The organism is Mesorhizobium sophorae, from assembly GCF_002270415.1.
GTDB lineage: Bacteria > Pseudomonadota > Alphaproteobacteria > Rhizobiales > Rhizobiaceae > Mesorhizobium > Mesorhizobium sophorae.
In genome coordinates this window covers 1,054,501-1,076,447 of the sequence record NZ_NNRI01000007.1, presented here as the reverse complement: position 1 = coordinate 1,076,447, position 21,947 = coordinate 1,054,501, and the positions used below count along the sequence as shown (strand labels likewise).

Annotated in this window: 25 protein-coding genes; 16 read left to right on the top strand and 9 right to left on the bottom strand. The window is 65.3% G+C overall.

The features are described from left to right. Window positions 1–42: 42 nt before the first annotated feature. Both CGZ66_RS09580 and CGZ66_RS09575 read left to right on the top strand, forming a co-directional pair. Window positions 43–417, top strand: a complete 375-nt coding sequence (locus CGZ66_RS09580; RefSeq protein WP_095084362.1) for a YciI family protein — start codon at window positions 43–45, stop codon at window positions 415–417. Continuing rightward, a complete protein-coding gene (locus CGZ66_RS09575; RefSeq protein ID WP_095083786.1) occupies window positions 414–1,661 on the top strand; it encodes an RNA polymerase sigma factor in 1,248 nt (415 codons plus the stop codon). The genes CGZ66_RS09580 and CGZ66_RS09575 overlap by 4 nt, the downstream gene beginning before the upstream one ends. Before the next feature lie 20 nt (window positions 1,662–1,681). Here CGZ66_RS09575 and CGZ66_RS09570 read toward each other — a convergent pair whose 3' ends face one another. The 6 genes from CGZ66_RS09570 to hrcA all read right to left on the bottom strand — a co-directional run bounded on the left by CGZ66_RS09570 (window position 1,682) and on the right by hrcA (window position 7,422). Continuing rightward, entirely contained in the window at window positions 1,682–2,308 is a 627-nt protein-coding gene (locus CGZ66_RS09570) for a glutathione S-transferase family protein (RefSeq protein WP_095083782.1), read from the bottom strand. Between the two features lie 418 nt (window positions 2,309–2,726). Further along, on the bottom strand, window positions 2,727–3,707 hold the full coding sequence (gene cysK, locus CGZ66_RS09565) for a cysteine synthase A (protein WP_095083779.1): 981 nt from the start codon (window positions 3,705–3,707) through the stop codon (window positions 2,727–2,729). A gap of 214 nt (window positions 3,708–3,921) precedes the next feature. Continuing rightward, the gene (locus CGZ66_RS09560) at window positions 3,922–4,539 is read right to left on the bottom strand and encodes a LysE family translocator (RefSeq protein ID WP_095083777.1); all 618 of its coding nucleotides are present in this window, start codon (window positions 4,537–4,539) and stop codon (window positions 3,922–3,924) included. 113 nt (window positions 4,540–4,652) lie between these two features. Continuing rightward, entirely contained in the window at window positions 4,653–6,023 is a 1,371-nt protein-coding gene (locus CGZ66_RS09555) for a PQQ-dependent sugar dehydrogenase (RefSeq protein ID WP_095083774.1), read from the bottom strand. A 92-nt stretch (window positions 6,024–6,115) separates the two neighbouring features. Then, on the bottom strand, window positions 6,116–6,313 hold the full coding sequence (locus CGZ66_RS09550) for a hypothetical protein (protein ID WP_095084361.1): 198 nt from the start codon (window positions 6,311–6,313) through the stop codon (window positions 6,116–6,118). Window positions 6,314–6,336: 23 nt separating this feature from the next. Continuing rightward, window positions 6,337–7,422 (bottom strand): heat-inducible transcriptional repressor HrcA, encoded by a 1,086-nt coding sequence (gene hrcA, locus CGZ66_RS09545; RefSeq protein ID WP_095083770.1) that lies wholly within the window; start codon window positions 7,420–7,422, stop codon window positions 6,337–6,339. 198 nt (window positions 7,423–7,620) lie between these two features. Here hrcA and rph point away from each other — a divergent pair, with 198 nt between their 5' ends. From rph to CGZ66_RS09515, 5 genes are all read left to right on the top strand, one after another. Continuing rightward, complete coding sequence (rph, locus tag CGZ66_RS09540) at window positions 7,621–8,337, top strand: ribonuclease PH (protein ID WP_095083768.1); 717 nt, start codon at window positions 7,621–7,623, stop codon at window positions 8,335–8,337. Between the two features lie 183 nt (window positions 8,338–8,520). Further along, on the top strand, window positions 8,521–8,931 hold the full coding sequence (locus CGZ66_RS09530) for a VOC family protein (protein ID WP_095083766.1): 411 nt from the start codon (window positions 8,521–8,523) through the stop codon (window positions 8,929–8,931). Window positions 8,932–8,945: 14 nt separating this feature from the next. Continuing rightward, complete coding sequence (gene rdgB, locus CGZ66_RS09525; protein WP_095084360.1) at window positions 8,946–9,593, top strand: RdgB/HAM1 family non-canonical purine NTP pyrophosphatase; 648 nt, start codon at window positions 8,946–8,948, stop codon at window positions 9,591–9,593. Beyond that, window positions 9,590–10,753, top strand: a complete 1,164-nt coding sequence (gene hemW, locus CGZ66_RS09520; RefSeq protein ID WP_095083764.1) for a radical SAM family heme chaperone HemW — start codon at window positions 9,590–9,592, stop codon at window positions 10,751–10,753. Before rdgB ends, hemW begins: the two co-directional genes overlap by 4 nt. A gap of 3 nt (window positions 10,754–10,756) precedes the next feature. Then, window positions 10,757–11,080 carry a low molecular weight protein tyrosine phosphatase family protein gene (locus CGZ66_RS09515; RefSeq protein WP_095083762.1) on the top strand — a complete coding sequence of 108 codons (324 nt, stop codon included), beginning with the start codon at window positions 10,757–10,759 and terminating at the stop codon, window positions 11,078–11,080. A gap of 122 nt (window positions 11,081–11,202) precedes the next feature. Here the strand turns inward: CGZ66_RS09515 and CGZ66_RS41705 are convergent, their stop codons facing one another. Next, window positions 11,203–11,391 (bottom strand): hypothetical protein, encoded by a 189-nt coding sequence (locus tag CGZ66_RS41705; protein WP_095083760.1) that lies wholly within the window; start codon window positions 11,389–11,391, stop codon window positions 11,203–11,205. 7 nt (window positions 11,392–11,398) lie between these two features. Beyond that, window positions 11,399–11,584, bottom strand: coding sequence for a hypothetical protein (locus CGZ66_RS09505; protein WP_095083758.1), 186 nt, complete (start codon window positions 11,582–11,584; stop codon window positions 11,399–11,401). Between the two features lie 148 nt (window positions 11,585–11,732). Between CGZ66_RS09505 and rsmI the strand changes: the two genes are divergently transcribed. Together rsmI and CGZ66_RS09495 are read left to right on the top strand one after the other, a co-directional pair. Next, complete coding sequence (gene rsmI / locus CGZ66_RS09500) at window positions 11,733–12,644, top strand: 16S rRNA (cytidine(1402)-2'-O)-methyltransferase (RefSeq protein WP_167392046.1); 912 nt, start codon at window positions 11,733–11,735, stop codon at window positions 12,642–12,644. Continuing rightward, complete coding sequence (locus CGZ66_RS09495) at window positions 12,637–13,014, top strand: YraN family protein (protein WP_167392045.1); 378 nt, start codon at window positions 12,637–12,639, stop codon at window positions 13,012–13,014. The genes rsmI and CGZ66_RS09495 overlap by 8 nt, the downstream gene beginning before the upstream one ends. A gap of 89 nt (window positions 13,015–13,103) precedes the next feature. Here the strand turns inward: CGZ66_RS09495 and CGZ66_RS09490 are convergent, their stop codons facing one another. Then, complete coding sequence (locus CGZ66_RS09490; RefSeq protein ID WP_095083752.1) at window positions 13,104–13,910, bottom strand: undecaprenyl-diphosphate phosphatase; 807 nt, start codon at window positions 13,908–13,910, stop codon at window positions 13,104–13,106. A gap of 160 nt (window positions 13,911–14,070) precedes the next feature. Here CGZ66_RS09490 and CGZ66_RS09485 point away from each other — a divergent pair, with 160 nt between their 5' ends. The 7 genes from CGZ66_RS09485 to dapB all read left to right on the top strand — a co-directional run bounded on the left by CGZ66_RS09485 (window position 14,071) and on the right by dapB (window position 21,937). Further along, a complete protein-coding gene (locus tag CGZ66_RS09485; protein ID WP_095083750.1) occupies window positions 14,071–14,763 on the top strand; it encodes a glutathione S-transferase family protein in 693 nt (230 codons plus the stop codon). Further along, window positions 14,744–15,898, top strand: coding sequence for a tRNA epoxyqueuosine(34) reductase QueG (queG, locus tag CGZ66_RS09480; RefSeq protein WP_095083748.1), 1,155 nt, complete (start codon window positions 14,744–14,746; stop codon window positions 15,896–15,898). The genes CGZ66_RS09485 and queG overlap by 20 nt, the downstream gene beginning before the upstream one ends. Next, complete coding sequence (locus CGZ66_RS09475) at window positions 15,895–16,797, top strand: SDR family oxidoreductase (protein WP_095083746.1); 903 nt, start codon at window positions 15,895–15,897, stop codon at window positions 16,795–16,797. The genes queG and CGZ66_RS09475 overlap by 4 nt, the downstream gene beginning before the upstream one ends. A gap of 64 nt (window positions 16,798–16,861) precedes the next feature. Beyond that, window positions 16,862–17,953, top strand: coding sequence for a penicillin-insensitive murein endopeptidase (gene mepA, locus CGZ66_RS09470; RefSeq protein WP_095083744.1), 1,092 nt, complete (start codon window positions 16,862–16,864; stop codon window positions 17,951–17,953). A 188-nt stretch (window positions 17,954–18,141) separates the two neighbouring features. Next, window positions 18,142–19,188: a glucokinase gene (locus CGZ66_RS09465; RefSeq protein WP_095083741.1), complete on the top strand. Its 1,047-nt coding sequence runs from the start codon at window positions 18,142–18,144 to the stop codon at window positions 19,186–19,188. 80 nt (window positions 19,189–19,268) lie between these two features. Then, entirely contained in the window at window positions 19,269–21,128 is a 1,860-nt protein-coding gene (locus tag CGZ66_RS09460) for an ABC transporter ATP-binding protein (protein ID WP_095084359.1), read from the top strand. Beyond that, the gene (gene dapB / locus CGZ66_RS09455; protein WP_095083740.1) at window positions 21,125–21,937 is read left to right on the top strand and encodes a 4-hydroxy-tetrahydrodipicolinate reductase; all 813 of its coding nucleotides are present in this window, start codon (window positions 21,125–21,127) and stop codon (window positions 21,935–21,937) included. The genes CGZ66_RS09460 and dapB overlap by 4 nt, the downstream gene beginning before the upstream one ends. Window positions 21,938–21,947: the final 10 nt, after the last annotated feature.

Below are 21,947 nucleotides of genomic sequence, written 5' to 3'. Positions count from 1 at the left end.
CGGCTCGCAATAACGCGGCCTTCGAAACTACGGGAGATGATCATGCAGTATCTGCTTCTTATCTATTCCAGCGAAGCCGGAATGGCGGCCGCGCCCAAGGAGGCGCTCACCCAGATGAGCGCCGCCTATGGCGCCTATACCGAAGCGATGAAGAAGGCCGGTGTGTTCGTGGCCGGCGAGCGATTGAAACCGACGAAGATAGCAACCACCGTACGGGTGGCCAGCGGCAAGACCAATGTGATTGACGGCCCCTATGCCGATACCAAGGAGCAACTCGGCGGCTACTATTTGATCGAGGTGCCCGACATGGACGCGGCTATCTCGTGGGCGGCACGCTGTCCCGGTGCCAGCGCCGGCACAATGGAAGTGCGGCCGATCTGGCCGATGGCCGAATACATGACAACATACGCTGCATGAAGGCTGTCGGGTCAGACGCCGCCCGGGCGGTCGCCGAGGCCGCCGCCCGGCAGAGCTACGGCAAGCTGGTCGCCTGGCTCGCGGCGCGCACGCGCGACGTGGCTGCGGCCGAGGATGCGCTGGCCGATGCCTTTGCCGCAGCGCTCGAACACTGGCCGCGAACCGGCGTGCCTGAAAAGCCGGAAGCCTGGCTGCTGGCCGTGGCAAGGCGCCGGCGCGTCGATGCAGTGCGGCGGCGGCTGACCAGCGAGGCCGGCCGCGATCATCTCAAGCTGATTGCCGAGGAGGCGGAAGCGCGCATGACCGACGAAGAGCTGCCCGACGAACGGCTGCGGCTGATGTTTGCTTGCGCGCATCCGGCGATCGAATCGGGTGTGCGGGCGCCGCTGATCCTGCAGACGGTCCTGGGGTTGGACGCCGCCACCATCGCCTCTGCCTTCCTGGTCTCGCCTGCAACCATGGGCCAGCGGCTCGTGCGCGCCAAGACCCGCATCCGGGAAACCGGCATTCCGTTCCGAGTGCCTGAACGGGCCGAACTCGGCGAGCGGCTGGACGCGGTCCTGGAAGCCATCTACGCCGCCTTCGCCGAAGGCTGGTCCGATCCGGCCGGCACCGAAACGCAGCGCCGTAACCTGGCGACCGAGGGCATCTGGCTCGGCCGGCTGGTGGCTTCGCTGATGCCGGATGAGCCGGAGGCGCTCGGCCTGCTTTCGCTGATGCTGTTTGCCGAGGCACGCCGCCCGGCGCGGCGCGATGCGGCCGGAGAGTATGTGCCGCTCGCCGAGCAGAAGTGCGCGGAATGGGACGCTGCCTTGATCGAGGAAGCGGAATCCCTGCTCCACCGCGCCGCCACCATGGGCGTCATCGGCCGTTACCAGCTCGAAGCAGCCGTACAATCCGTTCATGCGGCGCGACGGCTGACCGGCCTGACCGACTGGGCCGCGATCCGCAATTTCTACGATGCGCTGTCAGTCATTGCAGGATCGCCGGTGGTGGCGATCAACCGCGCGGTGGCGATCGCGGAAGCTGAGGGCGCTGTGGCGGGGCTGGCGGCTCTTTATGTGCTGGGCGACGACAAACGGCTCAACGACTATCAGCCTTATTGGGCGGCGCGTGCCGGTCTCCTGTCCAGGCTCGGTCAGGTGCCGCAGGCGATCGAGGCCTATGACCGGGCGATCGGCCTTGAGCGCGACCCGGCGGTGCGCCGGTTCCTGCAGGGAAGACGGGCAGCCCTCAGACATTAAGCCTCGCCGTCGGCAGTCGTTCAGGCCGGCCACATCTCATGTGACGTGTTGAGCGTCTTCATCAGCGGATGTTCGCGCAGTCCGGCCCACAGGCGTTCGACATTCGGCCACGCCGCGCGAGCCCTGTCGGAGTCGGGATGCCAGGCCACCAGCATGACGAGGTAGATGTCGGCCACCGACATGCGGTCGCCCACCAACCAGTCGCGGTCCTTGAGCGCCGCATCGAGGACGGCGAAGCCGCGATCCATTTCGGCGATGGCCGCTTGCTTGACGGCCTTCGTGCCTTCGGCGTCGGTCGTATAGCGATGGGCGTAGTAGAGCCGCAGGATTGCCGGATAGAGCACGGACGACATGAAGGCCATCCAGCGCAGGAAATCAGCGCGGGCCGGCGCGTCGACCGCCGGCGCCAGGCCGGCATCGGGGTGACGCTCGGCAAGCAGGATGCAGATCGCCGCCGATTCGGTCATCGAGCTGCCGTCCGGCAAGGTCAGCGCCGGAACCTGGTTCAAGGGACTGATTTCGACAAATGCCGGATCGGGCCTGTCCGTCTTCGGCACGTCGACCTGCTCGAACGGCGCGTTCGCCAGCGCCAGCGCCGCCTCGACGACGAAGCCGCCGCTGCCCGGACGGGTATAGAGCTTGTACATGAAATTTCTCCCCGGCCTGCGCAAAGCAGGCCGGTGACGATTTGCACGGGAAGCAGGTTCTGCTCAAGCCGGTACCGGCCGCCACCAGAGGTTTTTTCGGGGGGCCAGCGGGCTGCGATCGCTAGTTGAAGCGTCGTCAACCAATGTCCAAGTGGCATTGCAGATCTGCGAGATTGGTGATGAGCCCTCGCTTCGTCATCCACGGGCGGAGCAAGGAGCGAAGCGACGCAGCGCAGACCCGAGGATCCATGCCGTGACATTTCAGCGTCGCGACGGTGCGGATGGCCCTCATCTTGCACCGCGGCATTCCCCGGCCGCCGTCGCGGCATGGATCCCAGGGTCTGCGCGCCGCTTCGCGTCGCTCCGCCCGTGGATGACGAAGGGAGGAATACCGCGGTCAACCTCCGCCGTCGGGACCCTAAGCCCCCAACCCCTCGAACAGGATCGTCGATAGATAGCGTTCGGCGAAAGAGGGGATGACCACGACGAGGTTCTTGCCCTTGTTCTCCGGCCGCGAGCCGACGACAATCGCCGCCTGCAGGGCGGCGCCCGACGAGATGCCGACCGGCACGCCTTCGAGGCGGGCGACGAGGCGGGCATTGGCGACCGAATCCTCGTTCGAGACCTTGACGATCTCGTCATAGATCGTGGTGTCGAGGATTTTTGGCGCAAATCCGGCGCCGATGCCCTGGATCTTGTGCGGGCCGGGCTGGCCACCCGACAGCACCGGTGAGGATTCCGGCTCGACGGCAACGACATGCACCGAGGGCTTGCGCTTCTTCAGCACCTGGCCCACGCCGGTGATGGTGCCGCCAGTACCGATGCCGGCGACGAAGATATCGACCTCGCCATGCGTATCGTTCCAGATTTCCTCGGCCGTCGTCGTGCGATGGATTTCCGGATTGGCGGGGTTTTCGAACTGCTGAGGGATGATGGCATTGGGGATCGTCGCCGCCAGTTCGTCGGCCTTGGCGATGGCGCCCTTCATGCCTTTCGGTCCCTCGGTCAGCACCAGCTCGGCGCCGAGCAGCGCCAGCATTTTCCTGCGCTCGATCGACATCGTCTCCGGCATCGTCAGGATCAGCTTGTAGCCCTTGGCGGCCGCGGCGAAGGCAAGCGCGATGCCGGTGTTGCCGGAGGTCGGCTCGATCAGCGTGGTCTTGCCGGGAGAAATCTTGCCGGCTGCCTCCAGAGACTCGATCATCGCCACGCCGATGCGATCCTTGACCGAGGCGATCGGATTGAAGAATTCGAGCTTGGCGATGAGATTGGCGACGATGCCCTTTTCCTTGGCGAATTTGTCGAGCCGCACCAGCGGCGTGTCACCGATCGTGTCGGTGATGGAATCGTAGACGCGGCCGCGACCGGGCACGCGGGCAGGGGTGACGGGCTTGTTCATTGGTTTCGCTCCCAGAACTTCAGGCAAGTGAGATTGTCAGGCAAGTGTAGGACTTCAGGCAAGTGGCATTGCCACCGGCAAGATAGGACCTTCGGCCGCGCAAGATAGACTGTCGGTCGAAAATATCGAGTGGGACCCATGTCTAAAACATCGGGCTCCCGGAAAAGCGTTTCCCGGAAGAGTCTGCCCCTGGAATGATTTGGCCGAAAGGCGCCTACTGACGGGCGGCAATCGCCGCCGCGGCGCCGACCATGAAGCCGGCGGCGGTGCGGTTCAGCGCCTTGAGCGCGCGTGGCGATTTCAGGAACCAGCGCGCCTTGGCCGCCAGCGCCAGATAGGGCACCAGCACCACCAAAAGCACGACGATCGTCAGCGCGACCAGTATGCCGTAGTCGGCCAGCGTGATTGTCTTCAAGTCGACGATGGTCGGCGTGATGGCGAGGTAGAAGATCATCGTCTTCGGATTGCCGAGCGTGACGGTGAGGCCGGCGAGGAAGCTCGAGACCAGCCCGCCCTTGCCTTTCTTCGCCTCGACCGTTTCGGGCGTGATGCCGCTGGTCCAGAAGCGCCAGCCGAGGAAGGCGAGGTAGGCGACGCCAAGCCATTTGATGGCGAGAAACACCATGCCGAAGGTCTGCGCGACGAAGGCGAGGCCCAGCACCACGGCGGTCAGATAGGTGAGATCGCCAAGCATCAGGCCAAAGGACATGGCCAGCGACGAACGGAAGCCAGAGCCGAGCGCCCGCGCGACGAGCGCGGTGACGCCGGGGCCGGGAATGGCGGCGGCGATTCCGAGGGCGGCACTGTAGGCGAGGAAGCCGGTAAGGGTCATGGTTGCGGCCTTGCGCGACGCTGTTGCAACAACGCCTTATGACACAAGGTCAGCCATGCGGGAATTCCCTGAAGCCGGATTCGATTACACCACGCCGGCGTGCGACCACGCCGTCAGGAACGGCCGCCACTATAGGTGACGCGCCAGATGGTGCCGTTACCGTCCTCGGTCACGATCAGCGCGCCGTCCCGGGCCACCGCGACGCCGACCGGTCGTCCCCACACCTCGCCGTTGGATACGACGAAGCCGGTGATGAAGTCCTCGTACTCGCCGGTCGGCTTGCCGTCCTTGAACAGCAACCTGACCACCTTGTACCCGGTTCGGTTGCCGCGGTTCCATGAACCGTGCAAGGCGACGAAGGCATCGCCTTTGTATTCGGCCGGAAAGCCGGAACCTAGGGCCAAGTCCTTTCCGTCGTAGAAGGCGATGTTGAGCGGCGCCGAATGCGCCTGGAACAGCACATCAGGAATGGTCGCTTTGCCGGCCAGATCGGGGCGCTCGCCCTGGTGGCGCGGATCCTCGTTGTTGCCGATGTAGTACCAGGGCCAGCCATAGAAGGCGCCGTCCTTGACCGCAGTCGCATATTCGGACGGCACATTATCGCCAAGCGCATCGCGCTCGTTGACGACGCACCACAGCGCCCCGGTCGCAGGCTGGACCGTCATGCCCGAACAGTTGCGCAAGCCGGTGGCGACGATGCGGCCATCCTTGCCGTCGGGGTCGAAGGCCAGCACGTCGGCACGGCCGTCCTCGGACCCCCAAGCAGCACCCAGCGGCTGCGACCTCGTCCAGGCGTCGAGGCCGCCATCCGGCTCCCTTGCCATGCCCTCGGCGACGTTCGATCCCGAGCCGATCGACAGATAGAGCGTCTTGCCGTCCGGCGAGAAGACGATGTCGCGGGTCCAGTGATGATTGGCAGGGATGTTGTCGACGATGGTTTCCGGATCACTGGCCGCCTTCAGGTCACCATTGCGGTAGGCAAAGCGCACGATGCTGTCGCTGTTGGCGACATAGACCCATTGCGGGTCGTTGCCTGGCGGGTAGAAGGCGATGCCGTAGGGCTGGTTGAGATCGCCGGCAAATATGCCGTCCTTCGCCGGCTTCGCGCTGCCCTCGGCAAGGCGATAGACGCGGATCTGGTTGGCTTCGCTGTCGGCGACGAACAGGTCGCCATTTGGCGCGGTGCGCACGACGCGCGGATTGTCGATGCCCGACGCGATCAGCTCGGCTGAAAAGCCCGGTGGCAAGATCGGCTCGGCGTCTGCCGGCCTGTCGGCAAGGCCTGCGCCGTTTGAGGCGGATTTGGTGACGTAAGGCCTGGGCAGATCTTGCGGCTTGATCAGGCGGCGCACCCCCGGCCTGTCGGCACGCCAGTCGCCGAAGGCGGCCGCGCCTTTCAGCACTGGCTGCTCTGCCTGCTGGGCCAATGCCGCGGTCGTGAGAAACAGTGCGGCGGGAAACGCCAGCCCGGCCAATCGGATCATTTCGTCCTCCACCTTGTCGCGAAGGAATCAACGGCCTGTTTGTTCCTCGGTTCCGCCTCACACGATGAGTTGAGGTGAAACGGTCTCCAGCCTCAGGTGCCGGCGGCGTAGAAATCGTCGTCGAGGCGCTTTTCCAGTGCGACGAGATCGGCCGGCAGCGGCAGGCCCATGGCGCGCATTTCCTGCAGTTTCTCGCGCAACTGCTCCTGGATTTCGTGCTGGTCCTCCGGCTGGTTGACCATTTCCTCGAGCAACAGACTGATCCGGGCCTTGAATTCTTCGAGCGCCATCGTCGTCTCCTCGGTTACCCAGTTCAACGCAGCATGCGGGAAATCAGCTGCGCCGTATAGTCGACCATTGGCACGATGCGGGCATAGTTGAGCCGGGTCGGGCCGATGACGCCAAGTGCGCCGACGACGCGGGCGTCCTTGTCGCGATAGGGTGCGACTACGAGCGACGAGCCCGACAGCGAAAACAGCTTGTTTTCCGAACCGATGAAAATGCGCACGCCCGATCCCTGTTCGGCCAGGTCAAGCAGTTGGATCAGCCCGTCCTGCGTCTCCATGTCCTCGAACAGGTGACGCAACAGTTCGATGTCGGCCTGGGCGGTGACGTTTTCGAGCAGGTTGGCGCGGCCGCGCACGATGAGCCGCGCCGGCAAGCCGCTCTCTGCTCCGGCCCACACCGCCAGCCCCTTCTCGACCAGGTCTTGCGACAGCGTGTCGAGCGCGGCCCTGGTCTCCTCCTTGATGCGGGCAATCTCGATCCGCGCCTCGGCCAGCGTGCGGCCGCGAATATGGGCGTTGAGGAAATTCGAGGCTTCATGCAACTGCGAGACGGTGATGCCGGCCGGCAACTCGACGACGCGGTTTTCGACGTCGCCGTTTTGCGACACCAGCACCGCCAGCGCCTTGGTCGGCTCGAGCTGGATGAATTCGATGTGCTTCAGTGCCACTTCGTTCTTGGCGGCCAGCACCAGGCCGGCGCCTCGCGACATGCCCGACAGCATCTGGCTGGCCTCGGTCAGCATGTGTTCCAGCGTCGCACCCGAGCCGGACGCGCGCACCTGCGCCTCGATGGTGCGGCGCTCCTCGTCAGAGAGGTCGCCGAGTTCCATGAAGGCATCTACGAAGAAGCGCAGGCCGGCCTGCGTCGGCAACCGGCCGGCGGAAATGTGGGGAGCATAGATCAGGCCGAGATGCTCGAGGTCACTCATCACGTTGCGGATGGTGGCGGGCGACAGTGAGGACGGCAGGATGCGCGACAGGCTGCGTGATCCCACGGGTTCGCCGTCCTTCAGGTAGGAATCGACGATGCGCCGGAAGATGTCGCGCGAACGCATGTCGAGCGACTGCAGCGCAGGCGACAGCAGGCTGGGTTCGGCAACTGCCTTGGTCATTGCGCCAAAAACCTCCGGCCCAAGGATATAGACTTCACCATGGTCCGCGCAACCCGGTGTCTGTATCAGATCACCCCGGTGTCTGTGTCAGATCACAGGTGTCTGAAGTCAGATCACCGGCCATTTTCCTTTGCGCCACGCGCCCCATGTGGTTACAAGCCGGCCAAGAATCCGAAAAATGACGGGAAAGAAGCCTGAATGCGCCCCTCCAAACGCCAATTCGACGAAATGCGCGCCATCTCCTTTGAGCGCGGCGTCTCCAAGCACGCCGAAGGCTCATGCCTGGTGAAGTTCGGCGACACCCATGTCCTGTGCACCGCCAGCCTCGAGGAGAAGGTGCCGGGCTGGATGCGCAATTCCGGCAAGGGCTGGGTCACGGCGGAATACGGCATGCTGCCGCGCTCGACCGGCGAGCGCATGCGCCGCGAGGCTTCCGCCGGCAAGCAGGGCGGCCGCACGCTCGAAATACAGCGGCTGATCGGCCGCTCCTTGCGCGCCGTCGTCGACCTGCAGGCGCTGGGCGAGCAGCAGATCACCGTCGACTGCGACGTCATCCAGGCCGATGGCGGCACCCGCACGGCCTCGATCACCGGCGGCTGGGTGGCGCTGTATGATTGCCTGCGCTGGATGGAAGCCCGCCAGATGGCCAGCGTCGCCAAGGTGCTGAAGGACCATGTCGCGGCGATTTCCTGCGGCATCCATGACGGCCAGCCGGTCATCGATCTCGACTATCTCGAAGATTCCTCGGCCGGCACCGACGCCAATTTCGTCATGACCGGCAAGGGCGGCATCGTTGAGATCCAGGGCACCGCCGAGGGCGAGCCCTTCTCCGAGGACCAGTTCGCCGACCTGATGGGCCTGGCCAAGAAAGGCATCCAGCGCCTGGTCAGCCTGCAGCAGATGGCGGTGGTTTGATTTTCAAATGCCGAGCTTGAGCGCCCCCCTTTGGCCTGCCGGCCATCTCCCCCGCAAGGGGGGAGATCGGCTGTGGTCTTGGGTTTCGCCAACCACCAACGTTGCAAGCTGTGCGCCGGCGTTGACGCTTCCAATCTCCCCCCTTGCGGGGGAGATGCCCGGTAGGGCAGAGGGGGGTGCCTCGTGATTCCCTCCGCCATCCTGGAATCGGCTCTTTACGTCACCGACCTTGACGCTGCTGAGAAGTTCTACACCGGCGCCCTCGGCCTCGACCTGCTCGGCAGGGTCGACGGCAGGCACCTCTTCTTCCGCTGCGGACCCGGCGTGCTGCTCATCTTCAACGCCGAGGCGACGAAAGTGCCGCCCGCGCCCGATGCGAGACTGAAAGTGCCGCCGCACGGTGCGGTCGGCGAGGGTCATCTCTGTTTTGCGGCCAGCGCCGACGAGATCGAGCGCTGGAAAGCGCATCTCGAGGCGAAGAAGATCGCCATCGAAAGCGAATTTGAATGGCCGCAAGGCGGCCGTTCGATCTATATACGCGACCCCTCGGGCAATTCGATCGAATTCGCCGAGCCACGGATCTGGGGCATATGATGCATTCGCCAACCATTCACTCGCTCGATGGAAAAAAGATCGTCGTCGCCAGCCACAATGCCGGCAAGCTGCGCGAATTCGCCGATTTGATGGGGCCGTTCGGCTTCGAAGCGAAATCGGCCAAGGACTATGGCCTGCCGGAGCCGGACGAGACCGGCACCACCTTCGAGGAGAACGCGTACATCAAAGCACTGGCCGCCGCCCGGGCCACCGGCCTGCCGGCGCTGTCGGATGATTCCGGCCTGTGCGTCGACGCGCTCGACGGAGCGCCTGGCGTCTACACCGCCAACTGGGCCGAAACCCCCGACGGATCGCGCGATTTCGCCATGGCCATGCAGCGCACCGAAGTGGCGCTGCAGGAAGTCGGTGCCGCCTTGCCCCAACAGCGCAAGGGGCGCTTTGTCGCCGTCATCTGCCTGGCCTTTCCCGACGGTGATGCCGAGTATTATCGCGGCGAGGCCGAAGGCACGCTGGTCTGGCCGCCGCGCGGCGACCTTGGCTTCGGCTATGACCCGGTGTTCCTGCCCAACGGCTTTGAAAAGACCTTCGGCGAGATGAGCGCCGAGGAAAAACATGGCTGGAAGCCCGGCCAGCCGACGGCGCTGTCGCACCGCGCCCGCGCTTTCCAGAAATTCGCGGAAGCGAGATTGGGTTCGGCATGAGCATGCTGCTCGACCGGGCGCCCGGTTTTGGCGTCTACATCCATTGGCCGTTCTGCGCGGCCAAATGCCCCTATTGCGACTTCAACAGCCACGTCCGCCACCAGCCGGTCGACCAGGAGCGCTTTGCCGCCGCCTTCGAGGCCGAGCTCGCGACTATGCGCCGGCGCACCGGGCCGCGCGAGGTGACCAGCATTTTTCTCGGCGGCGGCACGCCGTCTCTGATGAAGCCGGAAACAGTGGCCAGGGTTCTGGACGCCGTGGCAAAGAATTGGACCGTTCCTGATGGCATCGAGGTGACGTTGGAGGCCAACCCCTCCTCGGTCGAGGCCGAGCGGTTTCGCGGCTATCGCGCTGCCGGCGTCAACCGCGTCTCGCTCGGCGTGCAGGCGTTGAACGACAAGGATTTGCGCTTCCTCGGACGGCTGCACAATGTCGAGGAAGCGCTGCATGCCATCGGCCTGGCGCGCGAGATATTTCCGCGGCTCTCCTTCGACCTGATCTATGCCCGGCCCGGGCAGACACCGGAGGCCTGGCAGGCCGAGCTCGAACAGGCGATCGGCCATGCCGCGGATCATCTGTCGCTCTACCAGCTGACCATTGAGGAAGGCACGCCTTTCCATGCGCTGCATGCGGCAAAGAAATTCATCATCCCCGACAATGACCAGGCCGCCGACCTCTATGCGCTGACGCAGGAGATCACCACGGCGCACGGCCTGCCGGCCTACGAGATTTCAAACCACGCCAGGCCTGGCGCCGAAAGCCGGCACAATCTGACCTATTGGCGCTATGGCGAATATGTCGGGGTCGGACCCGGCGCGCATGGCCGTTTTGTCGAAAACGGCCGCCGCACAGTCACGATCGCCGAGCGGATGCCGGAAACCTGGGCCAATCTGGTCGAGGCCAAGGGCCATGGCGTCACCGGCGGCGAGATCCTGACACGCTCCGAAGAGGCCGACGAGTTCCTGCTGATGGGCCTGCGGCTGGCCGAAGGCATCGATCTCTCCCGCTACGAGGCGTTCTCCGGGCGCGGCCTGTCGAGCGCACGGTTGGCGGTGCTGCAGGGCGAGGGGCTGGTGGCGCCGATCGGCAACGCCCGGCTCCGCGCCACGCCGGCCGGCATGATCGTGCTCGATGCCGTGGTGGCGGATCTGGCGCGCTAACCCTTGAAGAACGTGCTCTTCGTCTGCAGCCAGAACCGCTTGCGCAGCCCGACCGCCGAGCAGGTGTTTTCCAAGCGCAGGGATATCGAGGTTGCGTCGGCCGGAACAAACCACGATGCCGACACGCCGCTGACGCATGAACTCGTCGCCTGGGCCGATATCATCTTCGTGATGGAAAAGGCGCACCGCGCCAAATTGCAGAAGAAATTCAAGGCCAGCCTGAAGAAGGCCCGTGTCATCTGCCTCGACATCCCCGATGACTATGAATTCATGGATACGGTGTTGATACGCCTCCTGGAGGCGCGCGTTTCACGATATCTGGCGTGAATGACCTGGCAGAGTGTTCGCAACCATGCGTTCGTCATCCTCGGACTTGACCCGAGAATCCATGCCGCGACACCTACCGAGGTATGCGACGGTAGAATTCTGAACCCGTCACAACCTCTGCGCTAGGCGTCGTGCTTGTGGCGATGTTTGGCGCGGTCCTTCTCGGCGTGCGAGTCTCCGGAGCGGACCGGCTTGGCGTCGTCCTTCTCGCGGCGGGCGCGATGCTGGTCGCCTACTTGGGATAGCGGCACGCCGTTACGGGCGTTTTTCGTTTCAAGACGGGTGATGAAGATATCGAAGCGATTGGGCATCGTTCGGTCAGTGCTCCGTCGTGCTGTCTGGTTTGTTGTCGGAAAGCCTGACATTCGTCGGCAAGGCGCTTGTGGTCCGCTTGGTCAGGCTGGTGTCGGTCTTGGCAGGAAGGCGCTTGTCCCTGGCTGCGGCAACGCGTTTGCGGCCGGCATAGTAGGGTTCGAAAGCGTCCTGTATTTTTAGGCTGTCCATCCTGTCCTCCTCCTCCGGAATCAGGGGGTAAATCTGCCGAACCCGGTTTCGTTCCCTACTGTGGCAAAGGAATGGCAGGCGGATCCGGCGTCAGCTTTTGCAACCCGGCGTCAGCCGTGCCAAACAGGGTTCGAATGGAGATGCATCGGTGACCGGCGAAACGGGCAAGCGCAGCTATGTGGTCGGGCAGACCGAGATCGCGGCCCGGCCGCTCGAGGCGGCGCTCTATCTGGTGGCGACGCCGATCGGCAATCTCGCCGACATCACGCTGCGCGCGCTGGAAACGCTGGCCGCCGCCGACATCGTCGCCTGCGAAGACACGCGGGTGTCGCGCGTGCTGCTCGACCGCTACGGCATCCGCCGCCGCACCACGGCCTATCATGAGCACAATGCCGGCGAGGCCGGACCAAAACTGATCGCGGCGCTTCAGGCCGGACAGAGCGTGGCGCTGATTTCCGATGCCGGCACGCCGCTGGTCTCCGATCCCGGCTACCGGCTGGTCGGCGAGGCGCTCGACTATGGCATTCGCGTCGTGCCGATCCCCGGCCCGTCGGCGCCGCTTGCCGCGCTAACCGCATCCGGCCTGCCGTCGGACGCCTTCCTGTTCGCCGGCTTCCTGCCGGTGAAGACCGGGCAGCGGCTGACGCGGCTCGAAGCCCTGAAAGCCGTGCCGGCGACGCTGATCTTCTTCGAATCGCCGCGCCGGCTGGCCGAATCCCTCGGCGCCATGGTCGAGGCCCTCGGCGGCGACCGAAAGGCCGCGATTGGCCGCGAGCTGACCAAGACCTTCGAGGAGGTGCGCACCGGCACGCTGCAAGCGCTGGCCGACCATTATGCGGCGGCCGATACGCCGAAGGGCGAGATCGTCGTCTGCGTCGGTCCCGCCGAGGCCAGGGCCGACGAGCCTGAAGACATCGATCGCCTGCTGTTGTCGCTCGCCGCCGAAATGCCGGCCTCCAAGGCTGCGGCGGAAGCGGCGAAAATGACCGGCGGCCAGAAACAGGCGCTCTATCGGCGATTGCTGGAGCTTAAGGATGCCACTGGAGGAGGTGGTGGCTGAGCGCCCGAGCGCCAGCCGCCAAAAAGCCTATCGGCGCGGCCATCGCGGCGAATGGCTGGCGGCGGCAGCGCTGATGTTCAAGGGCTACCGGATTCTGGCACGCCGCCACCGCACCCGTTTCGGCGAGATCGACCTGATCGCGCGGCGCGGCGATCTGGTCCTGTTCGTCGAGGTCAAGGCACGCCGCACGCTGATCGAAGCCATGGAGGCGATCGGCCATGAATCGGAGCGCCGCATCGAGGCGGCGGCCGATATCTGGCTGTCGCGCCAGTCCGACTATGGCAGGCTGTCGATGCGTTTCGACATAGTCGCGGTGCTGCCCTGGCGCTGGCCGGTGCATGTGGAGAATGCGTTCTATGGAAGGAACTGAGGGGAGCGGTGCTCGCCCTCGCAGGCTCAGGGCGTTCGTCGTTCGGAAAGCCAAGCGATTGGTTTTCCGTCCGCTTCGCGGACCACGCCTCACCCCCAGATCATCAACGCCACCAACCCGACAATGCCAACCACCAGCCGCCACCAGCCGAACAGCGAGTAGCCGTTGCGCGAAACGTAATCGAGCAGGAAGCGCACGACGATGAGCGCCGTTACGAAGGCGGCGACGAAGCCGATGGCGATGATCGGCAGGTCGGCGCTGCTCAGCACGTTGCGGTTCTTGAACAGGTCGAAGGCAAAGGCGCCGACCATCGTCGGGATGGCGAGGAAGAAGGAGAACTCCGCCGCCGCCCGCTTGTCGACGCCCAAGAGCAGCGCGCCGACGATCGTCGACCCCGAGCGCGACGTGCCGGGGATCAGCGACAGGCACTGGAAAAGCCCGATCTGCAGGTAAAGCCGGGTTGGGAAGCGCTCAACGTCGCGGTAGACCGGCTTGAGGTTCATGCGGTCCACCGCCAGCAGCACGACGCCGCCGATGATCAGCATGATGCAGATCAGCCTTGGCGATTCGAACAGCACCGTCTTGATGAAATCATGCGCCAGCGCGCCGATGATCGCCGCCGGCAGGAAGGCGATCAGGATACCGATCACGAAATGCCGTGTCAGCCGGTCATGCGGCAGGTCGAGGAGCATTTGCCACAGGCGGCGGAAATAGACGCTCAGGATCGCCAGGATGGCGCCGAGCTGGATCAGGATCTCGAAGGCCTTGCCGGTCGAATGGAAGCCGAGGAAATGGCCGGCGAGCAGGATATGGCCGGTCGACGAGACCGGGATGAACTCGGTCAGCCCCTCCAGCAGGCCGAGCAGCAGGGCTTCGACGATGGTCTGGCTTTCCATGGCTACCTCGGCATTGGCGTGACGGCTAACTGAACGGCTTGCTTGTCATGGCCTGCAAGTCCCCCTATAGGTCGCAACACCCTGACGGCCCGCTAGGCGGGCGGCCAAGACTTACCGGTGCGACCGGCGATTCGCCAGTGCGCTTTATCATCGCGGAACCATGCTGACGCTTTTCCACCACCCCATGTTCGCCACCTGCCGGTTCGTCCGCCTCGCTTTCGGCGAGTACGGTGAGGAGCTGGCCCTGATCGAGGAAAAGCCGTGGACCCGGCGCAAGGAGTTCCTGGCGCTGAACCCGGCCGGCACGCTGCCGATCCTTTTGGCCGAAGGCGACGTGCCGATCGTCGGCGCGACCGTCATATCGGAATATCTCGATGAGACGCGCGGCGTCTTGAAGCGCGACAAGCGGCTGTTCGCCGAGGACCCGATGCAGCGCGCCGAAATCCGCCGGCTGATCGACTGGTATCTCAACAAGGCCGAAAGCGAGGTCACCCGCCATTTGGTGCGCGAACGCGTGCTGAAGCCGGTGATGCCGGAAACGGCGGGTGGCGGCTCGCCCGATTCTGGCGCAATCCGCGCCGCACGCGCCAACATCCGCCAGCACATGAAATACACCAACTGGCTCGCCGGCACCCGCCATTGGCTGGCCGGCAGCAGGGTCACCTATGCCGATCTCGCGGCCGCCGCGACGCTGTCGGTGCTCGATTATCTCGGCGAGATCGACTGGCGCGAGCACGCCGCGGCCCGCGAATGGTACACGCGGATGAAGTCGCGGCCCTCCTTCCGGCCGCTTTTGACCGACCGGGTGCGCGGCCTGTCGCCGGTGTCGCATTATGCGGACCTCGACTTCTGACGCCGCAAAACTGCGCGCGCTGATCGACGCTGAGGCGCATCGCGCCGGCTTCGATGCCGTCGCCGTCACCACACCCGATGCGATCCCGCTCGCGCCTGCGCGCCTGGCCGAATTCGTCGCCGACGGCTTTCACGGTTCGATGGGCTGGATCGCCGAGACGCTTGAGCGCCGCAGCGAACCGACGGCACTGTGGCCGCAGGTGCGCTCGATCATCGTGCTGGCGATGAATTACGGCCCCGACCATGATCCGCACGCCGTGCTGGCCAAGCACGACCGTGGCGCCATCTCGGTCTATGCGCAGAACCGCGACTATCACGAAGTGATGAAGGGCCGGCTGAAGGAAATCGCCGGCAAGCTCGTGGCGCATGCCGGCGGTGACGTGAAGGTGTTCGTCGACACCGCACCGGTGATGGAAAAGCCGTTGGCTGAGGCCGCAGGGCTTGGCTGGCAAGGCAAGCACACCAACCTGGTCAGCCGCGAGCATGGCTCCTGGCTGTTCCTAGGCACCATCTTCACCACAGCCGAACTCGTGCCCGACCGGGCGGAGATCGACCATTGCGGTTCCTGCCGCGCCTGCCTCGACGCCTGCCCGACCGATGCTTTCCCGGCACCCTACCGCCTCGATGCGCGGCGCTGCATCTCCTATCTCACCATCGAGAACAAGGGGCCGATCCCGCATGAATTCCGCGAGAAGATCGGCAACCGCATCTATGGCTGCGACGACTGCCTCGCCGCTTGCCCGTGGAACAAGTTCGCCAGGGCGGCTTCAGAGGCAAAGCTTGCCGCGCGCGACGATTTGCGCGAGCCGCCGCTTGGCCAGCTGTTGCAACTCGACGACACGGCCTTCCGCGCCTTCTTCTCCGGGTCGCCGATAAAACGCGTCGGCCGCGATCGTTTTGTCCGCAACGTGCTGATCGCCGCCGGCAATTCCGGCGATGCCGAGCTCGCCGGTGCAGTGCGTGCACTGCTGGCGGATGGCTCGCCGCTGGTGCGGGGCGCGGCAATATGGGCGCTGGCGCGGCTGGTGCCCGATGCCGAATATTCCGAACGGGCAGCTATCGGCCTGAAAACCGAGGACGACGAGGCCGTGTGCGACGAATGGCGTCTGGCGCGGCCGACCAGGGTGCATTCATGAGCGAAAAGCAGATCTTCATCTTCGGCGCCGGCTATTCCGGCCAGGCTTTTGCGCGCGCCAACAAGGGTGCCGGCAGGATCTTCGGGACGACGCGTTCGCCGGATAAACTCGAGACGCTGCGGCAGGCCGGCATCGTACCGCTGCTGTTCGACGGCGCGATGACCGGCGAAATCGGCGATGCGCTGGGAAAGACAACACATCTGGTGGTTTCGGTCGGCCCGAAAGAGGCGGGTGATCCCGTGCTGAATGCCGCCCGCGCGGCGATCGTGGCCGGGATGCCGGCGCTCGCATGGATCGGCTATCTCTCGACCGTCGGTGTCTACGGCAATTATGACGGCGCCTGGGTCGATGAAACGGCCGAGTGCCGGCCGGTGTCGAAGCGCTCGGTGATGCGGGTGGCCGCCGAACAGGACTGGCTGGAATTGGGCCGCGACATCGGCCGGCCGGTGGCGATCCTGCGCCTGTCGGGCATCTACGGGCCGGGCCGCAACGCCTTGGTCAATCTGGAAAACGGCACCGCAAGGCGGCTGGTCAAGCCGGACCAGGTGTTCAACCGCATCCATTGCGATGACATTGCCGGCGCGCTCTGGCATTTGGCGGAACGCGATCTCGGCGGCATCTTCAATGTCACCGACGACTTGCCGGCGCCGCCACAGGATGTCGTCGCCTATGCCGCGGCGCTGATGGGCATCACACCGCCGCCCGAAATTCCCTTCGACGCCGCCCAACTTTCGCCTATGGCGCGCTCCTTCTATGGCGAGAACAAGCGTGTCGCCAACGCGGCGATCAAGGCAGCGGCCTATTCCCTGCGCTTTCCGGATTACCGCGCCGCCTTCGACCATATGTGGGCAAAGGGCGACTGGCGCGATGGCGAGCCGCGCAGCCCGATGAAGCGCTAATCATCGAAGCGGCGCGCGTAGCGTGCTATGATTCGGCCTTGGATTACGGTGGGGATCCGGTTTCATGAAAACAGCGACGCGGCGATCTCTCGGCAGGAAATCACTGCTGGCCACAGCGCTCGGCCTGTTCGCGCTGGCCGGGCTCGCCGCGCAGCCGGCAGCGGCCGAGGAACGGGCGAAGGATCTGTTCGGCGCCAAGAAGCTGCCGGCGGCGACCGCAGCGCAATCCATTGGCTTCTATTCCAAGGGCTGTTTTGCCGGCGGCGTCGCCATTCCCATGGATGGCCCGACCTGGGAGGTGATGCGGCCGTCGCGCAACCGTCGCTGGGGCCATCCGGCGATGATCGCGGTGATCGAGAAACTGTCGCGAGACGCCGCGGCCGATGGTTGGCCGGGCCTGCTGATCGGCGACATTTCGCAGCCGCGCGGCGGCCCGATGATGACTGGCCACGCCTCGCACCAGATCGGCCTCGATGCCGACATCTGGTTGACGCCGATGCCCAGCTCTCCGCTGTCGATGGCGCAACGCGAGAGCATCAGCGCCACCTTGATGGTCGACGAGAAGACCCATCTGGTGAAGGATGCGCTGTGGACGCCGGAACATACGAGGCTTTTGAAGCGGGCGGCGGGCTATCCCGAGGTCGAACGCATCTTGGTCAATCCCGGCATCAAGAAAAAGCTTTGCGACACCGTCAAGGGCGACCGCGACTGGCTGCGCAAGATCAGGCCGTTCTGGGGCCACGACTATCATTTCCACATGCGCATCGGCTGCCAGCCGGGCTCGCCCAACTGCAAGGCGCAGGAGGCGACGCCTGCCGATGACGGCTGCGGCAAGCCGCTCGCCTGGTGGTTCACGCAGGAGCCCTGGAGGCCCAACAAGAACCCGGATGCGCCGAAGGCCCGTGATCTGATGACGATGGCGAACCTGCCGAAGGAATGCCGCGCCGTGCTCGACGCGCCGGGGCCGGCGTCTGCCGAGGCGGCAACCTATTATGGCGGCGCTGTGCCGGTCGCGGCCGCGGCGCCCGAGCCCGAAGCGCCTTCGCTGCCCGCCACCACTACCAGTGGTGCAGCCGGGTTGCCGGCCTCGGTGAACGCATTCACCGCGACCCCCGAGATCGGCATCCCGCTGCCGCGGCCACGGCCGGGAAACTGACCGCTGCAGCGTTTATCCAGGGTTGAACCGGTTTAGCCGTGCCGTTTTTGCGAAATAGTGGCCGTTTGGCCGCAGAACCTGTCTCACCGTGACAGCGGCCTCGAAAACCGTTTCCCTTTTCAAACTCATGCGCTAGTCAACGGGAGAACGGCGTTGCGCCGTCGCGGGCGCCGGGGACGGACGAGAGCATGCCAAGCACGGGCGATGACGATACTTTGTTGCGGTTTCCGATCCTGATCGGCGACATTGGCGGCACCAATGCGCGCTTCTCGATCGTGCTCGACGCCAATTCCGAGGCCGGCGAGCCGACCATTGTGCAGACCGCCAATTACAACACCATCGATGAGGCGATCCAGGCTGCCGTGCTCGACCGCTCGTCGGTCCGCCCCAATTCGGCGGTGCTGGCGGTGGCCGGCCCGGTCGACGGCGACGAGATCGAGCTCACCAACTGCCCGTGGATCGTCAAGCCCAGGCAGATGTTCGCCAGCCTGGGCTTGAGCGACATCGTCGTGCTCAATGATTTCGAGGCGCAGGCGCTGGCCGTCGTCGCGCTCGGCGAGGAGCACATGGAAAAGATCGGCGGCGGCACGCCGGAGCCAAATGCCGGGCGCGTCGTGCTCGGTCCCGGAACCGGGCTCGGCGTTGCCGGGCTGGTCTATGCGCTTCGCCACTGGATACCGGTGCCGGGCGAGGGCGGCCATATGGACATCGGCCCGCGCACGCCGCGCGATTTCGAGGTTTTCCCGCATATCGAGAAGCTCGAGGGCCGCATTTCGGGCGAGCAGATCCTGTGCGGACGCGGCCTCGTCAACGTCTACCGGGCGGTGGCCAAGGCGGACGGCAAGCCTGCCCCCTTCACCACGCCGGCGGAAGTCACCGCCGCGGCACTGGCCAAGACCGATCCGGTTGCCGAAGAGGCGGTGGAGACCTTCGTCACCTGCCTCGGGCGCACCGCCGGCGATCTTGCGCTGGTGTTCATGAGCCGCGGCGGCGTGTTCCTCACCGGCGGCATCGCGCAGAAGATCGTGCCGGCGCTGAAAGCCGGCAATTTCCGTGCCGCCTTCGAGGACAAGGCGCCGCACAGCGCGCTCATGCGCACCATGCCGGTCTATGTGATCACCGACCCGCTGGCAGCGCTTTTGGGCCTTGCCGCCTATGCCAGAAACCCGTCGCTGTTCGGGGTCCAGACCGCGGACCGCCGCTGGCGCGACGAAGTTAGTCACCCCAAGGCATAGGCAAGCCGGCCCCTTGGCGCTAAGAGAGTGCCGAATCGCAACCCGGCCACGGGAAGCAGGAACCTGTGAAGCGCTCCGATTTGACATTTCAGATACCCAACAAGCCGAAAGTCACGCCCCGTGCGGTCACGGCGGTGCTCCGCCGCATTATCGCTGAAAACGGCCGTGATTACCGCTGGTCCTATGCTTTTGCCGCTGCCTGCCTGATCGCGGTGTCCGCGACGACCGCCTTCACCGCCTGGGTCATGAGCCCCGTCGTCAACTCGATATTCTATGAACGACGCGGCGATCTGATCGTGTGGATTTGCGCCGCCATCATGGCGGCCTTCCTCGTGCGCGGTTTCGCCGGTTACGGCCAGGCGGTGACGCTGGCCAAGGTCGGCAACAATCTGGTGGCGCGCTACCAGAAACGCCTCTTCGACCATCTGATGAAGCTCGGCGTCGGCTTTTTCAGCGACACGCGTTCGGGCCGGCTGGCTGCCCAGATGAACGAGAACGTCAACGGCATCCGCGACCTCCTGTCGATGACGCTCACGTCGATCGCGCGCGATGGCGTGACGTTGCTCGGCCTTCTTGGGGTCATGATCTACCAGGATCCCGTTCTCTCCCTGAGCTCTCTGCTGATCGGACCGCCGCTGATCTGGACTGTCACCTATCTGATGCGCCGGGTGCGCCGCATCACCCGCGAATCGGTGCAGATCAATTCGCGGCTGATCGGCGCCGTGCAGGAGGCCACGCAAGGCATTGCCATCGTCAAGGCCTTCACCATGGAAGAGGAGCTGTCGCGCCGCATCGGCGCGCTCGCCGACAGCGCCGAGCAGCGGGGAAACAAGATCGCCCGCGTCTCGGAACGGCTGGCGCCGATCTCCGACATGCTGGCCGGTCTTGCCGTCACCGGTGTCATCGCCTATTCCGGCTACCGGGCGATCGTTCTTGGACAGCCGCCGGGTGCGGTCTTTTCCTTCATCACCGCGCTGTTGCTCGCCTATGATCCGGCACGGCGGCTGGCGCGCATGCAAGTCGGCATGGAACGCGCGCTGGTCAACGCGCGCATGATCTACGAACTTCTCGATCTCGAGCCGCAGCAAGGCGACACGCCGGGAGCCGCCGAGGCCAGGTTCACCACCGGCGAAGTGCGCTTCAACAACGTGTCCTTCCGCTACGTCGAGGAGGCGCCGGTGCTGCAGGACCTGAGCTTCGTCGCCGCAGCCGGCAAGATGACCGCCATCGTCGGCGCCTCCGGCGCCGGTAAGACGACGCTGGTGGCGCTGCTGCAGCGCTTCTACGATGTCGAGGCGGGAACGATCGAGATCGACGGCCAGGACATTTCCAAGGTCACCAAGCACTCGCTGCGCAGCTCCATCGCCTATGTCTCGCAGCAGCCCTATCTGTTCGAAGGCACCATCCGCGACAACATCCGCTATGGCCGGTTGAATGCCACCAACGCCGAAATCGAACAGGCCGCGCTGCAGGCCGAGGCCGACGGCTTCATCCGCCAGCAGCCGCAGGGCTACGACACGCCCGTCGGCGAAAACGGCGTGACCTTGTCGGGCGGCCAGCGCCAGCGCGTGTCGATCGCCCGCGCCATCGTGCGGCAGGCGCCGATCCTTCTGCTCGACGAGGCGACTTCGGCGCTCGACAACGAGGCCGAGGCGCGGGTCCAGGAAGCGCTGATCCAGGTCATGGCAGGGCGCACCACCATCGTCATCGCGCACAGGCTGTCGACGGTGGTCAATGCCGACCACATCATCGTGCTTGAACAGGGCCATCTGGTCGAACAGGGAACGCATGCCTCGCTGATGGCCGATCCGCACAGCGTCTATGCCCGCTTCCACCGGGTACAGGGCAAAAAGGGGCTGGGGCTTGTCGACGACGCCAAGCCAATCCAAACTCCGCCGCCGCGCAGCCGCGCGAAAAAGGCGGTCGGGAGACCTTCATGAGCGATATGGGCCTGGTCGTGGTAGGTGCTGCCGGCCGCATGGGGCAGACGCTGATCCGCGCCATTCACACCATTCCCGGCGTCCGCGTGATCGGCGCCGTCGAGCGTGCCGGCTCACCCTATCTGGGCAAGGATGCCGGCGAACTTGCCGGCGTCGGCCGCATCGACGTGCCGATCGGCGACGACCCGCTGCCGGTCTTCGCCAGGGCCGACGGTGTGCTCGATTTCACCACGCCGGCCTCGAGCGTCGAATTCGCCGGCTACGCGGCGCAGGCGCGCATCGCCCATGTCATCGGCACCACCGGCTGCTCCGCCGACGATGACGCCAAGATCGCGGCGGCGGCGCGCCACGCGACGATCGTCAAGTCGGGCAATATGAGCCTCGGCGTCAATCTTCTGGCGGTGCTGGTCGAACAGGCGGCACGCGTGCTCGACGCCGACGATTTCGACATCGAGATCCTCGAAATGCACCACAAGCACAAGGTCGACGCACCGTCGGGCACGGCGCTGCTGCTCGGCGAGGCCGCCGCCGCCGGGCGCGGCATCGCGCTCGCCGGCAACGATGTGCGTGTCCGCGACGGCCACACCGGCGTACGCAAAACCGGCTCGATCGGCTTTGCCTCGCTGCGCGGCGGCTCGGTGGTCGGCGACCACAGCGTGATGCTGGCCGGTACCGGCGAGCGCATCACCCTGTCCCACCACGCCGAGGACCGCGCCATCTTCGCCCGCGGCGCCGTCAAGGCGGCGCTATGGGCGCGCGGCCGCAAGCCGGGACTTTATTCGATGCGGGACGTGCTCGGCCTCAGCTGAGCGGCCAATC